The sequence below is a fragment of the Pollutimonas thiosulfatoxidans genome (genome assembly GCF_004022565.1).
GTDB lineage: Bacteria > Pseudomonadota > Gammaproteobacteria > Burkholderiales > Burkholderiaceae_B > Pusillimonas_D > Pusillimonas_D thiosulfatoxidans.
Map to the genome: position 1 here is coordinate 374,567 of NZ_CP022987.1, position 14,010 is coordinate 388,576.

Below are 14,010 nucleotides of genomic sequence, written 5' to 3' on the forward strand. Positions count from 1 at the left end.
TAATTACTAAAACAAAGGAAGCTTCGCAATGACCCCAGCATACGAACAGCAAGCACTAGCTCTACGTGAGCGTTATAAGCAGTTGAAGGAAGAGAACCCAAAGTCCCGCATCCGTAACCTGGCAGCCTTGATCGGCGTCAGCGAAATGGAACTGGTCGCCGCCAATTGCGGCGAGATCCAGGCCACTTTGCTGAAGGAGCCGGCACAAGATATTTTCAAGGATCTGGGCAGTCTGGGTCGCGTGATGGCGCTGACCCGTAATGAATGGTGCGTGCACGAACGCCATGGCAAGTATGAAGAAATACGGGCCGGCAAAACCATGGGCATTGTTCTTGGCCCCGATATCGACCTGCGCATGTTCTTTGGCAACTGGAAGCATACCTACGCCGTGAACGACGGTGGCCGTCTAAGTATTCAGTTCTTCGACACAGCGGGAAACGCCATCCATAAGGTCTATATGACTGACGAATCCGACCTGGCCGCCTACCGCGGTCTGCTTGAAAAATACGCCCATCCCGGCCCGTCATGGCCGCAGACATCGCCAACGCCTGCCAAGGAGGACCTGTCTTCGTCTCAGCCCACTCCCGCATTACGCACAGATTGGCTGGCCATGAAAGACACGCACGACTTCTTTGGTTTGCTCAACAAGCACAAGCTGTCGCGCTTATCGGCGCTGCGCGCGGCTGGCCCGGACTTGGCACAAGAGGTGTCCAACGATCTGGCGGAACAAGTGCTGCAGGATGTGGCCGAGCGCGATATTGCTTTCATGTGCTTTGTCGGAAACGACGGCATGATCCAAATCCATTCTGGCCCTGTCAAGAAGCTGATGCGCATGGGGCCCTGGTTCAATGTGCTGGAGCCGCATTTCAATCTGCATCTGGACACCACTGCCATCGCCTCCACATGGATAGTCAACAAGCCATCTAAGGATGGATGGGTGACTTCCCTGGAGTGCTTCGCCCAGAATGGCGACATGATCGTCCAATTCTTTGGGGCGCGTAAGCCGGGCATACCGGAGCTGGCCAGTTGGCGTGAGCTATTGGTCGGGTACTGCCCGCTACCATTGGCGGCATAGCATGCGAGCAAGTCTTACCGGCTTATGCCTGGCGCTGGGTTTGATGCTGGGCGTCGCCCCCGTCCACGCGGAACGGGTGCTGGTGCTGGGCGGTAGCGTGACGGAAATCGTTTACGACCTGGGGCAGGGCTCGCGCCTGGTGGCCGGCGATGACTCCAGCATCTATCCTCAGGCGGCGCTGAAGCTGCCTCGCGTAGGCTACTACCGCAGTGTGCCTCTCGAAGGCGTGGTCGCCATGCACCCCGACTTGGTTCTGGCCTCCGAGAACGCCGGCCCGCCGAAGACCATCGCACGGCTGCGCCAGCTTGGCGTCAATCTGAAGGTCGTGTCGGATTCCCCTTCCATCGAGTCGCTGTATAAGCGCATCGAGCAGATCGCAACCGAACTGCAGGTGCCGCAAGAGGGCGCCAGGCTAATGGCGAAGGTCCGTGAGGAAGTCGCATCCGTGCAAGCGCTGGACAGTCCTTCACGCCGCGCCGTGGTGTTGCTTAATCGCGCCGGCCCTTTTATGGCGGCGGGCGGCGACACGGCGGCCAACGCTGTGCTCGCGTTGGCGGGGCTGCAAAACGCCCTGGACGCTCAAGAGGGCTACAAGCCCATCTCGGCCGAGGGTCTGGCCGCCCTGGCGCCAGACATGATCATCATCTCCAAAGCGTCGCTACAGGCCAGCGGCGGCATGGACCAGTTCATGGCCGGTGCCGGCGTCGCCATCACGCCTGCTGCCCGCGCAGGCCGTGTTATGGCCATGGACGACTTGCTGATACTGGGCGTTGGGCCGCGCGTTGCTCAGGCCATACAGCAACTGAAAGTGGCGGCGAGATAGCCGTGGTCATCATGCGTTTGGTATCAGATTCTGGAAAACTCGCGCCGCAGCCCGTGCTGGTCGTTCTGACTTGCTGCCTCGCGCTTGCCGCGCTGGCAGCCAGTGCCAGTGGCGCCGTGTTCATTCCGTGGGACAGCCTACCGCGTCTGCTATGGGGTGATGTTTCACCTGACGACTTGCTGATGCGCAACGTGCTGATCGACATCCGCCTGCCGCGAGTCCTGTTCAGCGCGGTGGCGGGGGCAGCGCTGGCCGTGGCGGGCGTGGCGATGCAAGCTTTGTTTCGCAACCCGCTGGCTGAGCCTGGCTTGGTCGGCATTACCATGGGCGCTGCCTTGGGCGCCGTCTTCGCCATCGTGATGACCACGGGGGGTTCTTCGTCATCGGCGCGGCTGCGTTCGTCGGCAGCCTTGCCGCCACTTTCCTGGCCTATGTCGTGGGCAGTCGTTACCGGGGTGCGGGCGGTTTGTTGCTGGCCGGCATTGCGATCAACACCATGGCGGCCAGCGGCATCGGCATGCTGACTTACTTGGCGAGCGACGTCCAGCTTCGCGACCTGACCTTTTGGAGCCTGGGCAGTCTGGCCGGCGCCGACTGGCATGCCCTGGCTTGGCTGGGGCCGTGGACCACACTGTTGCTGGTCTACTTATGCAGCCAGTGGCGGGTCTTGAATGCCTTGCTGCTGGGCGAGCGCGAAGCCGCGCACCTGGGTTTTGCGCTTGCGGCCGTCAGGCGGCGCCTGATCATCGTCATAGCCTTGATCGTCGGCCCGCTCGTGGCTGTTACGGGTGGCATCGGTTTTATCGGCTTGGTGGTCCCGCATGTGGTCCGCATGCTGCTGGGGGCTCATCATCGTTATCTGATGCCCGCGTCCGTTGTGGCCGGAGGGTTGATCCTGACCTTGGCAGACTGGCTGTCGCGTATTGTCGCCAGCCCGGCCGAACTTCCCATCGGCCTGGTGACCAGCCTGATCGGGGGGCCTTTCTTTTTCTGGCTTTTGCTGCGCGGGCGCAGCACGCCGGTTTGATGGCACGGAGAGCCGTGATGCACGATAGGTTCAGCGCTTCGGATGTCAAAGTGACTCGACGGCACCGCAGCGTCCTCGACGGCGTGTCTTTCAGTTTGCGCCCGGGCGAAGTCGTCAGCTTGCTGGGTGCGAACGGAGCGGGCAAGTCAACGCTGCTGTCAGTGCTGGCCGGTGAGCTCTACCTGGAGCCCGGCCAGCATCCGGAAGACGCGGTAAGCCTTAACGGAATGTCGCTAACCGGCATGAGCGCTGCCAGGCAGGCCTTGTCCCGCGCCGTGTTGCCTCAAAAGCCGGGTCTGGGTTTTGACCTGGAGGTGGCCGAAGTCGTGGCCATGGGAGCCTACCCTTTCAAGGAACTGTCCACCCAGGCGGTGCAAGCGCTATCGAGCGCCGCGCTGCTGCATGCCGATATCGTGCACCTCGCGGGACGCCGCTATCTGGAATTGTCCGGCGGCGAGCAACAACGGGTACAGTTTGCTCGCATCGTCGTGCAGATACTGGCCGAAAGGCAAACTGATCCCGAGGGCCGATACATGCTGCTGGACGAGCCCACCGCGAGTCTCGATCCCTTGCATCAACACACGCTGTTGAGAACCGTCAGGGAACTCGCGCAGGCCGACCGGATAGGCGTGCTGCTGGTGCTGCACGATGTCAACCTGGCAGCCCTGTGGAGCGACCGCATTGCGCTGCTGTCGGAAGGGAAAATGTTTGTGTGCGACACGCCGGTAAAGGCGTTGACGCCTGAAAACCTGGAGCGGGTCTACGGGGTCCAGGTTCATGTCATGGCGCACCCCCGCCAGGCTGCAAAACCCTTGGTGGTTTTTGGCTAGAAAACCGATATTTCGGTTACTCTTCACCCTACGATGAATAGACCTCCTTATCCCCACCCCATTATTGCTCGCGAAGGCTGGCCGTTCCTGGCTGGTTTCGTGCTGGTATCCATCCTTGTCACTTTTTGGTCAGGCGCGGCATCCATCCCGTTCTGGCTGCTTTCGCTCTTTGTCCTGCAGTTTTTCAGAGACCCGGCGCGCATTGCGCCTGATGGCTCGTCTATCGTCATTTCGCCAGCGGATGGCCGCATCGTCGCCGTCGAAGAGGTTCGCGACGTCTACGCCAACCGCGATGCATTGAAGATCAGCGTTTTCATGAACGTGTTCAACGTCCATTCCAATCGATGCCCGGTAAAGGGCGCCGTCCAAAGCGTCACGTACTTTCCAGGCAAGTTTTTTAACGCGGCGCTCGATAAGGCCTCTCTTGAGAACGAACGCAACGCCACTGTTCTATTGACCGAGCAGGGGCATACCGTCACGGCAGTACAGGTTGCTGGCCTGGTGGCCAAACGCATTCTTTGCTATATCAAGCCCGGCGACAATGTCTACGCGGGCCAGCGCTACGGGTTCATTCGTTTCGGCTCCCGGGTCGATGTTTACCTTCCTCCGGGCTCTCGCCCGCGCGTGGCCATTGGCGACAAGGTACAAGCCACGAGCACAGTGCTTGCTGAGCTGCCCGACATCCCTGTCAGCTCAACGGAGCCTGAAAATGCCTAATTTGTCCCCAGACGAAACGCATCGCCGCCGCAGCATCTACTTGCTGCCCAATGCTTTCACGACGGCCAACCTTTTTGCGGGCTTCTATGCCGTCGTGCAGGCCATGAATGGCCAGTTCGAGGTCGCCGCCATCGCCATCTTCGTGGCCATGGTGTTTGACGGCATGGACGGCCGTGTGGCGCGGCTGACAAATACCCAGTCAGCTTTCGGCGAGCAGTACGATTCGTTGTCGGACATGGCGTCTTTTGGTATTGCACCTGCACTGGTCATGTACGAGTGGAGCCTGCAGGATCTTGGACGCTGGGGCTGGTTGGCCGCCTTTATTTATGTGGTGGGCGCAGCTTTGCGTCTGGCCCGCTTCAACACCAATATCGGGGTGGTCGACAAACGCTTCTTCCAGGGCTTGCCCAGCCCGGCAGCGGCAGCGTTGGTGGCCGGCTTTGTGTGGCTGGCCGTGGACAACCGGCTTATGCTGGACACCCGCGCTATTGCATGGGTCTCGTTCGTCTTTACGGTATACGCCGGCATTGCCATGGTGACCAACGCGCCGTTCTATAGTGGCAAATCGTTCGCCTTGGGCCGCAGCGTGCCATTCTGGGTCATGCTGGTGCTTGTAGGTGCCTTTGTCTTTGTCTCCAGCGACCCACCCATCGCGCTGTTCGGCCTTTTTGTCGTGTACGGCCTGTCGGGCTGGTTCATTATGTTGTGGCGCTGGCGCCGTGCAAGGCAATTGTCTCGCCTGCGCCACGAAGGTATGGATGCGCCACCCACCGAGCCTGCCGAGCCCACCGAGCCGTCTTTTACGCCGCGACACACTTTTCAGTCGTCGGCGCTAGGTGGCCGAACCGACCCCACCGACGCCACGACAGACCGCTCAGGCCAGCCGCCTTCGCCACCCGACCGCTCCTGATCCATCCGGACAGATCGCATCTGTCCGGGTGCATGCCAGTTACATAAACCAAAAACTGTCGCGTTCGTACATCGGATCGGGGCCGGCATGAAAGCGTGTGACCGTATCCGTAGCCGGATCAAAGTACACGTGCATCATTGAGTTCCAGGCGCTAGACTGGCGATAGCGATAGCTCCAGACGATACTCGTGGAAGAGGGCAGCCCTACCGATGAGACTTCGGCAGGTGGCCCGAATTCGCAGCGCACTTGCTCAGGCGTCCAGGTGCCCGAGGCCAATTGGCTGAAGTTGGAATCCGTCAGCAGAGAAACGACCCGGTCGGTGTTGCCGTTGCCATCGACGTTGGTGCCCCAGGCATATTGTCCGAAGGGCTGCTGGCTCCAGATGAGCCGTTCGCCGCCATTGGCGCCGGGACACGAAAAGTTGGGCGCCCCGTACTGGGCTTGTACCTCCTGCAAGGAAGCGCCTGCCGGCAGATCGGCCATGCTGGTGCAAGCCGCTGTCAGGACGCCTGCAAGGGCAATGCCAGCCAGTTTTACTGTGCGACTAACCATGATGATCCTTTCCGGTATAATACCGACTTCCCTGTGCGTGGGCCGTGTGTTGCGGAGCACGAACAGGGCGAAATGCTGTGCTTTTATTGTAATTTGTTTAATCACTTCACGTCAGGGCTCCTCGGCTCTGTCGCATGTTATATGAGGCTAAATAATGTCTGTTGCTGACATCAAAAAATCCGACATCGTTGCACAATTTCAACGTGCAGATGGCGACACCGGCTCTCCGGAAGTTCAGGTCGCGCTGCTTACCGCTCGCATCAACGAACTTACCGGTCACTTCAAAGCGCACATGAAAGATCACCACTCGCGTCGTGGTTTGCTGCGCATGGTCAGCCGCCGTCGCAAACTGCTCGATTACCTGAAGGGCCGCAACCCGGATTCCTATCGTTCGCTTATCGAAAAGCTCGGTCTGCGTAAGTGATACCCGGGGCTGGCTCCCCACGATGCAACCGTGAACACTGCGACTTGGCTCGCGGTGTACACGGTTTTTTTTATTGTAAGGATAATCCCTAATGTTTAATAAAGTGAGCAAATCGTTTCAGTACGGTCAGCACACGGTGGTGATGGAAACTGGCGAGATTGCTCGCCAAGCCTCCGGCGCTGTACTGGTCTCGATTGACGATACTGTTGTGTTGGCTACCGTCGTGGCAAACACAACCGCCAAGCCTGGCCAGGACTTTTTCCCGCTGACTGTCGACTACATCGAAAAAACCTATGCGGCTGGTCGCATTCCCGGTGGTTTCTTCAAACGCGAAGGCAAGCCTTCCGAGAAAGAAACCCTGACGTCGCGCCTGATCGATCGTCCGTTGCGCCCGCTGTTTCCCGAAGGCTTCTACAACGATGTGCAGGTCATCATTCATACCGTATCGGTGAACCCTGAAGTCGATCCCGACATTGCTGCAATGATAGGCGCTTCGGCTGCCCTGGCAATTTCCGGCATCCCGTTCAACGGTCCGATAGGCGCTGCCCGCGTTGGCTACGTGAACGATCAGTATGTCGTCAACCCCACCAGCTCGCAGTTGGCCGAGTCCAGCATGAACCTGGTCGTTGCCGGCACCGAAGCCGCCGTGCTGATGGTCGAGTCCGAAGCCAAGCAATTGTCTGAAGAAGTGATGCTGGGCGGCGTGATGTTCGGCCACGAGCAACTGCAAGTCGTCATCAACGCCATTCATGACCTGGTTGCTGAAGCCGGCAAGCCCGAGTGGGACTGGCAGGCCCCTGCCAAGAACGAAGCGCTGACCATTGCTGTGTCGGCTGCCGCTCAGGAAGGCCTGGAAGCCGCCTACCAGATTCGCGAGAAGCAAACGCGCACTGCCAAGTTGCGCGAAGTCTATGCGGCTGTCAAGGCCAAGCTGGCCGAGCACGCTGCCGCCAAGGGCGAAAGCGCTCCTGACAGCGTAGAGGTCGAGAACATGTTGTTCGACCTGGAAGCCAAGATTGTGCGCGGCCAGATCCTCGGCGGTGAGCCTCGCATCGACGGGCGCGATACCCGCACCGTGCGTCCCATCAGTGTGCGCCTGGGCATCTTGCCGCGCGCACACGGCAGCGCGCTGTTCACCCGTGGCGAAACGCAGGCACTGGTGGTCGCCACGCTGGGTACCAAGCAAGATGAGCAGATTATCGACTCCATCATGGGCGAGTACCGCGACCGTTTCATGCTGCATTACAACTTCCCGCCGTTCGCTACTGGCGAAACCGGTCGCGTGGGTTTCACGAAGCGTCGCGAGATCGGCCACGGCCGACTGGCCAAGCGTTCCTTGGTCTCCATGCTACCCGAGCCGGCAGACTTCCAGTACACCATCCGTGTTGTGTCGGAAGTTACCGAATCCAACGGTTCGTCCTCCATGGCATCGGTCTGCGGCGGTTCGCTGGCCATGATGGACGCTGGTGTGCCCATCAAGGATCACGTGGCCGGTGTTGCCATGGGTCTGATCAAGGATGGCCCCAAGTTTGCAGTCCTTACCGATATTCTGGGCGACGAAGATCACCTGGGTGACATGGACTTCAAGGTGGCAGGTACGTCGCAAGGCATTACCGCACTGCAGATGGACATCAAGATTCAGGGCATCACCCGTGAAATCATGCAGGTCGCATTGGCTCAGGCCAAGGAAGGCCGCCTGCATATCCTGGGCGAAATGAAGTCCGCTATCGACGGCTCGCGTACCGAACTGTCGGAATTCGCTCCCCGTATGATCACCGTCAAGATCAACCCAGAGAAGATTCGCGACGTCATCGGCAAGGGCGGCGCCACCATCCGTGCGCTGACCGAAGAAACCGGCACGCAGATCGACATTGGCGACGATGGCCTCATCACCATCTCCAGCGCTGACCTTGATAAGGCTCGCGAAGCTGAACGCCGCATCAAGGAACTGACAGCCGACGTGGAAGTGGGTCAGGAATACGAAGGCCCAGTTCTTCGCCTGCTCGATTTCGGCGCCATCGTTCAGGTTCTGCCTGGCCGCGACGGCCTGCTGCATATTTCCGAGATCGCCAACTACCGCATTGCGAACATCAATGATGTGCTCAAGGTCGGTCAGGCTGTACGTATCAAGGTTATCGAAGCCGACGACAAGGGACGCCTGCGTCTGTCCATGAAAGCCATCGGCGGCATCGAAGCACAGGGCGGCCCACAAGCCCCCGCTGCTGCGTCGGAAGAGTAAAGAGAGGTAAGCCGGGTCGCGCAAGCGACTCCGGTGTTGCGATACAAGGAAGAGGCTCTGCGGAAACGTGGAGCTTTTTTTATTGGGCGTCCCGAATTGAGTTGCCGGTTTTCTGATAAAACCCACTGGTTTTACCAATTGTTTCTAGTTGGGCGTCGGGTGCGACAAAGGAAAGGAACTTACGCGAATGGCATGCGTCGATATACTTCCCGCCAATTTTCGGAAGAGCTCATCTATGAAATGTCCAGTTTGCAAAGAAGTCGACCTTACGATGTCATCGCGCCAGAATATCGAAATCGATTACTGTCCCCAGTGTCGCGGCGTGTGGCTTGATCGGGGCGAACTCGACAAGCTTATCGAGCGCAGCACCGAGGAAGTCGCTGCTCAGGCGCCTGCTACTCCACCCCGCCAGCGTCAGCCACACGGCGGCGATCATTACGACAATGTTCATCGAGGCTACGACAAGCGCTACAAGAAGAAATCGTTCTGGCACGAGATTTTTGATTGAAAAACTGGTCCCATGCGCGCTGCATCCAGGATAGTGTTCTGCTCTCAGATCAAAAAAGAGTGCAGGCAAACCATGTGCCGGTAAGCAGCAGGAATACAGCAAGCACGGACCGCAAAAGGTCAATGGGGACGTGGCGCGCGGCCCGCTCGCCTACTAGGGATGCAACGAGCAGCACTAAGCCTAAGGTAGCGATCTGCGTCCAATCTAAGTCACCAGCCAGCGAATGAGTCGAGAATGCCGCTAGAGCAATAGGCAATTGGACAGCCTGTCCCAAGACAATAGCCATGCGTAGCGGTTGATGGATAAGCGTCAGCAGAGGAATCAAGAGGACTGGCCCGCCCGTGCCAGTTAGCGCAGAGCCGACGCCCACCAGCAGGCCAATGCCGACAAGCCGCGTAGTGGAAACTGGCTGTGAGGCAAGTTTGTATGTGGAAGCCTGCTTGGCAAGCAGGGTGCGCAAACCTGCGAAGAAGATTGTGGCGGTGACAAACGCAAGAACGATCCGAGCATCAAAGCTATGGATTAGCGCTGCGCCAAGTGCGGCGCCGGGAACTGCCCCGAGCACAATGGTTAATGCTCTGTGTAGGTGTTCGCGCTCACGCCTGAGAAGCCACAAGGCTGCGGCGCCAGGAAAACCAAAGGCCAACGAAGACGCGGCAATTGCTTTCGGCGCCGCAACATCTCCTAGTCCTATCAGAGCGGGTACAACGAGCACGCCGCCTATGCCTGTTGCTCCGATAAGAACTCCCGCAAGTATCACTGCCGCCAAGCTAGCAATGGTCACCGTCTCGCCAGACCTTGCAGTGCGAGCCGCGGGACAGCGTGCCGCAAAACAACATCGCTCACGCATGGTATGAGCAGATCGCCCGCGAGTTACGCGAGGACGACGCACTTGGCTGGAAGTCTTATTGCAAGTTGCACCACGGCATCCTAGCTGACAATATCGGCTGCATCGCCTGCGCCAAGGACGGCATATCCGATGATGGGACGGATCAAACCCTTGCCGCCATGTGCCCAAGTACCCCGAAAAAGGCTCGACCCGCCTTATCACTGACGACCAGATGGTCAACTTGTTTGCCTATCTGGATAAGGCCGAGGCTGAAAAGCTGGAGCACCCAACCTACCTACTTGCTATACGTCTGCAATTTGAGTTTGCCGCCCGCAACTCGGAAATTGTCCAGCTAGAGTGGGATTGGCTGCATCTACCGAACAGCCGTGTTGTGTGGCCTGATAGTAAGACCGGAGATATGTCCAAGTCTTTGAGCGAGGAAGCTCGGCGCCTGCTCTCTAATGCGCCTCGCTACGGCGACTCACCTTACGTCTGCTGCTGATGTACCAAAAGTCGGCACACACGGCATTCGCCACCGTTCAACTACTGATATCGCCAACTCTGGGATTCCCGTTAAAGTCGGTATGGCGCTAACGACGCACAAGACCGTAGCAATTGTTCATGCGCTACGTTCACACGGAAGACGACCCTGTGCGCGAGGCGGCTAAGTTGGAGGCGAGTCGGCGTAAGACGGTCGTCAGCATGCGGCAAGAACCGGAAAAGGTAGCTACATGAGCGGTGACCAGCGATTAGCCCCCTCCGCCCCAATTGTTGTACCGCCGTTACGACAACTGACTGGGCAGCCATCTACGCTCGTGCAGCACACTCACGGCTGGAAAACTATACCCTTTTCGGGTATAGTTTGGAGGTCAAGATGACGCGTGTGCTCAAGAGAAAGGACTTCGCGCGCTGGCAAGCGAGCGAAAAAGTGCCTGATGCCGCGTTGTGCAAAGCGGTTCGGGAGATGGAAAGCAAGAGCGGCGGCTACCGCACGCTGCTGTCGGCCAGGATCGGTAGCCGCTATGTGTTCCTGCATGGGTTTCCCAAAAGTGACAGGGCAAACATCACCCAGGACGAGAAGAAGGCGCTGCAATTCGCTGGCAAGGTGTTTTTGGAGCCGTCCACAGAGGCTTTGTCGAAGGCGTTGCAGTCTGGTTTGTTATTGGAGGTGTATTGTGAGCAAGATCATTGAATCCCTGCGTGGTGACCTGGCCGCGCTCCACAAAGCCGGAGCGATCAGCAAGGTAACGATGCGCGAGTTCGACGCGATCTGCCCGCCGCCGGTGCGGGAGTTCAGCGCTGCCGACATCAAGCGTCTGCGCGAAGCGTTGAAGTTCAGCCAACCTGTGTTCGCTCTTCATTTGCACACGTCGGCCTCGACCGTGCGCAAGTGGGAGCAAGGCGATACCCATCCCACGGGGCCAGCCCTCAAGCTGCTCAATGTCATCGCTGACAAGGGCTTACAAGCCATCATCTGATACCTAATAAAGGAGACACAGGCATTCCGCGTCGCAGACCGCGCTGCTCCAAGTTTGCTATCCGCTCATCCCTGACGGGACTGGCTATTGCCAGCCTTCCACATCGGTAGCAGAGGATAGAGGTTTCAAACGCAGAAAGTTAGTAATTGGATAATTGCGTACTGAAGGGAAAAAAGGCCGCTTCTGCTAAAACAGAAGCGGCCTTTGAATTGGTGCCCGGGACCGGAATCGAACCGGTACGATCTATGATCGAGGGATTTTCTTACCACTTCGGCTTTCGCCGCCAGCACGTGTGCTGTTCGTGGTCTGGAGCACGCCTTCACCATAGCTTTACAGCCGTAGGTGCCCGCCGTCTGCTCTCTACACCTTCCCAACCTCATAAAGTTTGGGCTTGGCTCGGCGTTGGCTCGGATATCAAAGCATCCAGGGCTTTCGCCGAATTTGACGGGTGTCACTTCAGGCGTTTCCCCCCGAAGGCTCAAATTGTTTAAGTCCCTTGCGTCTACCTATTCCGCCACCCGGGCTTTGGGTGCTAACACGGAGACCTACTCTTTTTCCACTGGCGCCTAGTGGGTGGCGGAAGCGGTGAGATTCGAACTCACGGACGGGTTGCCCCGTCGCCGGTTTTCAAGACCGGTCCATTCAACCACTCTGGCACGCTTCCTACTCTGCTCATTTGCAGAAGGACGCAAGTTTAGCCGATGTGGCACCTCTTGTGGGCGCTCCAGTGGGACACGGTCTCAATATGACAGCGCAAAAGGGCATAATGACCCTTTTGGTTGAAGCAACAGGAGTCCCTATGAAAGCCGTAGAAATATCCACACCGGGTGGTCCCGAAGTTCTGGTCATGGTTGACCGTCCGATGCCCGAGCCACGTGCCGGCGAGGTCCTGATCAAGGTGGCGGCCGCCGGTATCAACCGGCCCGATGTATTTCAGCGCAAGGGCAGCTATCCGCCTCCACCCGGGGCCTCCGACCTGCCTGGCCTGGAGGTCGCTGGCGAGATCGTAGGTGGCGATGTTGGGGACACCGGCCTGAAAGTGGGCGACAAAGTATGCGCCTTGGTAGCCGGGGGCGGCTACGCGGAATACTGCACGGCACCGGCCGTCCAGTGCTTGCCCATACCCAAGGGACTGTCCGAGATCGAGGCAGCCGGGTTACCCGAGACCTACTTTACAGTCTGGACCAACGTCTTTGACCGCGGCCGCCTGTCCGGCAATGACACTTTGCTGGTGCACGGTGGCGCTAGCGGCATCGGCACGACGGCTGTTCAGTTGGCTACAGCGATGGGCCACAAGGTTTTTGCCACTGCCGGCAGCGACGAGCGAGCACGGGCGGTGGAAGAACTGGGCGCCGTTGTGGGGATCAATTACCGTACGCAAGATTACGTTGAAGAGGTCAAGAAGGCCACCGACGGCAAGGGCGTCGATGTCGTGCTGGATATGGTGGCCGGTGAATACATCAACCGCAACATCAGTTGTCTGGCTGACGATGGTCGCATTGTGCTCATTGCCGTCTTGGGCGGTGCCAAGGCCACCATAGATGCCAGCCAGATCTTGCGTCGGCGCCTGGTGCTTACTGGGTCAACCCTGCGGCCGCGCCCGGTGGAATTCAAGAAGGATATTGCGCAGTCGTTGCAGCGGCATGTATGGCCCTTGCTCGAGTCGGGCAAGATCCGGCCTATTGTGCATGCCACCTTCCCGCTGGCTCGCGCTTGCGATGCGCACGCCATGATGGATGCCGGCGAGCAAATCGGCAAGATCGTCCTGACGGTGTGACATAACGCTGCGGATTCTTCCCCGACACGCTACAATGCCGGGTTGTCCAATTTTTTTCATACGGGCCTCATGAATACAGCACAACCTCGCAAACGCCTAGTCATAGGTAATTGGAAGATGCACGGCAACCAGGCAGCCAATGCCAGCTTGCTGGATGGCTTGTGCGCGGGCTTTCCTGCTGTGCGGGCTTGCGACCTGGCGGTTTGCGTGCCTTTCCCGTATTTGGGGCAGGCCGGCGCAAGCTTGCAGGGCAGCGGCATTTCATGGGGCGCCCAAGACGTCAGCAAGCACGAGCAGGGCGCCTATACCGGCGAAGTGTCGGCCGCCATGCTGGCCGATTTCTCGTGCTCGTGGGTGTTGGTCGGGCATTCCGAGCGACGCAGCATCCATGGCGAATCTGATCAATTGGTGGCTGACAAGGCACAAGCTGCGTTGGCTGCGGGCCTGACTCCCGTCGTATGTGTTGGCGAGACGCTGGAGCAGAACGAAGCCGGTACAACCGACGAGGTCATTGCGCGTCAGTTGGCCCCCGTTCTGGCTTTGGGCGCTGCCGCCCTCGAAAAGATCGTGATCGCCTACGAGCCCGTATGGGCTATCGGTACCGGCCGCACGGCTACACCCGAACAGGCGCAGCAAGTACACGCCGCCATCCGGGCGCGCCTGGACGGCTCGGTGGCTGCCAAGGTCCGCATCTTGTACGGCGGTAGTGTCAAAGCAGCCAATGCTGCCAGTTTATTTACCATGCCCGACATCGACGGCGCCCTGGTGGGCGGTGCGGCGCTCATGGCCGAAGAATTTTTACGTATAGCGGCCGCCTAAGG

General features: G+C 58.9%; 13 protein-coding genes, 2 tRNA genes and 3 pseudogenes. 14 read left to right on the plus strand and 4 right to left on the minus strand.

Annotated elements, in window-relative coordinates; all coding sequences use genetic code 11:
* Positions 1 to 28 precede the first annotated feature (28 nt).
* The 6 genes and pseudogenes from CKA81_RS01805 to pssA form a co-directional block, all read left to right on the plus strand.
* Positions 29 to 1,075: a hemin-degrading factor gene (locus CKA81_RS01805; protein ID WP_128353771.1), complete on the plus strand. Its 1,047-nt coding sequence runs from the start codon at positions 29 to 31 to the stop codon at positions 1,073 to 1,075.
* Between the two features lies 1 nt (position 1,076).
* Complete coding sequence (locus CKA81_RS01810; RefSeq protein ID WP_180013352.1) at positions 1,077 to 1,898, plus strand: heme/hemin ABC transporter substrate-binding protein; 822 nt, start codon at positions 1,077 to 1,079, stop codon at positions 1,896 to 1,898.
* 11 nt (positions 1,899 to 1,909) lie between these two features.
* A pseudogene (locus CKA81_RS01815) lies at positions 1,910 to 2,925 on the plus strand (FecCD family ABC transporter permease).
* Positions 2,926 to 2,942: 17 nt separating this feature from the next.
* Complete coding sequence (locus tag CKA81_RS01820) at positions 2,943 to 3,755, plus strand: heme ABC transporter ATP-binding protein (RefSeq protein WP_128353772.1); 813 nt, start codon at positions 2,943 to 2,945, stop codon at positions 3,753 to 3,755.
* A gap of 33 nt (positions 3,756 to 3,788) precedes the next feature.
* On the plus strand, positions 3,789 to 4,472 hold the full coding sequence (locus tag CKA81_RS01825; RefSeq protein ID WP_128353773.1) for a phosphatidylserine decarboxylase: 684 nt from the start codon (positions 3,789 to 3,791) through the stop codon (positions 4,470 to 4,472).
* Positions 4,465 to 5,238: pseudogene (gene pssA, locus CKA81_RS01830) on the plus strand (CDP-diacylglycerol--serine O-phosphatidyltransferase); the annotation flags it as partial. The gene CKA81_RS01825 and the pseudogene pssA, both read left to right, overlap by 8 nt.
* Before the next feature lie 183 nt (positions 5,239 to 5,421).
* On the opposite strand, the gene CKA81_RS01835 reads toward pssA, so the two are convergent.
* Positions 5,422 to 5,934, minus strand: coding sequence for a hypothetical protein (locus CKA81_RS01835; RefSeq protein WP_128353775.1), 513 nt, complete (start codon positions 5,932 to 5,934; stop codon positions 5,422 to 5,424).
* A 154-nt stretch (positions 5,935 to 6,088) separates the two neighbouring features.
* Here CKA81_RS01835 and rpsO point away from each other — a divergent pair, with 154 nt between their 5' ends.
* From rpsO to CKA81_RS01850, 3 genes are all read left to right on the plus strand, one after another.
* The gene (rpsO, locus tag CKA81_RS01840; RefSeq protein ID WP_128353776.1) at positions 6,089 to 6,358 is read left to right on the plus strand and encodes a 30S ribosomal protein S15; all 270 of its coding nucleotides are present in this window, start codon (positions 6,089 to 6,091) and stop codon (positions 6,356 to 6,358) included.
* A 91-nt stretch (positions 6,359 to 6,449) separates the two neighbouring features.
* A complete protein-coding gene (gene pnp / locus CKA81_RS01845; protein ID WP_128353777.1) occupies positions 6,450 to 8,597 on the plus strand; it encodes a polyribonucleotide nucleotidyltransferase in 2,148 nt (715 codons plus the stop codon).
* A 235-nt stretch (positions 8,598 to 8,832) separates the two neighbouring features.
* On the plus strand, positions 8,833 to 9,105 hold the full coding sequence (locus tag CKA81_RS01850; RefSeq protein ID WP_128353778.1) for a TFIIB-type zinc ribbon-containing protein: 273 nt from the start codon (positions 8,833 to 8,835) through the stop codon (positions 9,103 to 9,105).
* A gap of 49 nt (positions 9,106 to 9,154) precedes the next feature.
* On the opposite strand, the gene CKA81_RS01855 is transcribed toward CKA81_RS01850, so the two are convergent.
* On the minus strand, positions 9,155 to 9,889 hold the full coding sequence (locus CKA81_RS01855) for a sulfite exporter TauE/SafE family protein (protein WP_164878317.1): 735 nt from the start codon (positions 9,887 to 9,889) through the stop codon (positions 9,155 to 9,157).
* A gap of 202 nt (positions 9,890 to 10,091) precedes the next feature.
* On the opposite strand from CKA81_RS01855, the pseudogene CKA81_RS17210 reads away from it, so the two are divergent.
* The 3 genes and pseudogenes from CKA81_RS17210 to CKA81_RS01870 all read left to right on the plus strand — a co-directional run.
* Positions 10,092 to 10,669, plus strand: a pseudogene (locus tag CKA81_RS17210) (integrase); the annotation flags it as partial.
* A gap of 139 nt (positions 10,670 to 10,808) precedes the next feature.
* Positions 10,809 to 11,126 (plus strand): type II toxin-antitoxin system RelE/ParE family toxin, encoded by a 318-nt coding sequence (locus tag CKA81_RS01865; RefSeq protein ID WP_128353780.1) that lies wholly within the window; start codon positions 10,809 to 10,811, stop codon positions 11,124 to 11,126.
* Positions 11,110 to 11,412: a helix-turn-helix domain-containing protein gene (locus CKA81_RS01870; protein WP_128353781.1), complete on the plus strand. Its 303-nt coding sequence runs from the start codon at positions 11,110 to 11,112 to the stop codon at positions 11,410 to 11,412. Before CKA81_RS01865 ends, CKA81_RS01870 begins: the two co-directional genes overlap by 17 nt.
* Positions 11,413 to 11,622: 210 nt before the next feature.
* On the opposite strand, the gene CKA81_RS17030 is transcribed toward CKA81_RS01870, so the two are convergent.
* Together CKA81_RS17030 and CKA81_RS01875 are read right to left on the minus strand one after the other, a co-directional pair.
* Positions 11,623 to 11,687, minus strand: a tRNA-Ser gene (locus CKA81_RS17030).
* Between the two features lie 299 nt (positions 11,688 to 11,986).
* A tRNA-Ser gene (locus CKA81_RS01875) sits at positions 11,987 to 12,076 on the minus strand.
* A 135-nt stretch (positions 12,077 to 12,211) separates the two neighbouring features.
* On the opposite strand from CKA81_RS01875, the gene CKA81_RS01880 reads away from it, so the two are divergent.
* Together CKA81_RS01880 and tpiA are read left to right on the plus strand one after the other, a co-directional pair.
* On the plus strand, positions 12,212 to 13,189 hold the full coding sequence (locus tag CKA81_RS01880; protein ID WP_128353782.1) for an NAD(P)H-quinone oxidoreductase: 978 nt from the start codon (positions 12,212 to 12,214) through the stop codon (positions 13,187 to 13,189).
* A 69-nt stretch (positions 13,190 to 13,258) separates the two neighbouring features.
* Positions 13,259 to 14,008 carry a triose-phosphate isomerase gene (gene tpiA, locus CKA81_RS01885; protein WP_128353783.1) on the plus strand — a complete coding sequence of 250 codons (750 nt, stop codon included), beginning with the start codon at positions 13,259 to 13,261 and terminating at the stop codon, positions 14,006 to 14,008.
* Positions 14,009 to 14,010: the final 2 nt, after the last annotated feature.

Bases quoted from the DNA above. Each gene is read 5' to 3' on its own strand.
- CKA81_RS01850 (WP_128353778.1), top strand. From the start codon at position 8,833: ATGAAATGTCCAGTTTGCAAAGAAGTCGACCTTACGATGTCATCGCGC.
- CKA81_RS01880 (WP_128353782.1), top strand. From the start codon at position 12,212: ATGAAAGCCGTAGAAATATCCACACCGGGTGGTCCCGAAGTTCTGGTC.
- CKA81_RS01835 (WP_128353775.1), bottom strand. From the start codon at position 5,934: ATGGTTAGTCGCACAGTAAAACTGGCTGGCATTGCCCTTGCAGGCGTC.
- CKA81_RS01820 (WP_128353772.1), top strand. From the start codon at position 2,943: ATGCACGATAGGTTCAGCGCTTCGGATGTCAAAGTGACTCGACGGCAC.
- CKA81_RS01865 (WP_128353780.1), top strand. From the start codon at position 10,809: ATGACGCGTGTGCTCAAGAGAAAGGACTTCGCGCGCTGGCAAGCGAGC.
- pnp (WP_128353777.1), top strand. From the start codon at position 6,450: ATGTTTAATAAAGTGAGCAAATCGTTTCAGTACGGTCAGCACACGGTG.
- CKA81_RS01825 (WP_128353773.1), top strand. From the start codon at position 3,789: ATGAATAGACCTCCTTATCCCCACCCCATTATTGCTCGCGAAGGCTGG.
- CKA81_RS01805 (WP_128353771.1), top strand. From the start codon at position 29: ATGACCCCAGCATACGAACAGCAAGCACTAGCTCTACGTGAGCGTTAT.
- CKA81_RS01810 (WP_180013352.1), top strand. From the start codon at position 1,077: ATGCGAGCAAGTCTTACCGGCTTATGCCTGGCGCTGGGTTTGATGCTG.
- rpsO (WP_128353776.1), top strand. From the start codon at position 6,089: ATGTCTGTTGCTGACATCAAAAAATCCGACATCGTTGCACAATTTCAA.
- tpiA (WP_128353783.1), top strand. From the start codon at position 13,259: ATGAATACAGCACAACCTCGCAAACGCCTAGTCATAGGTAATTGGAAG.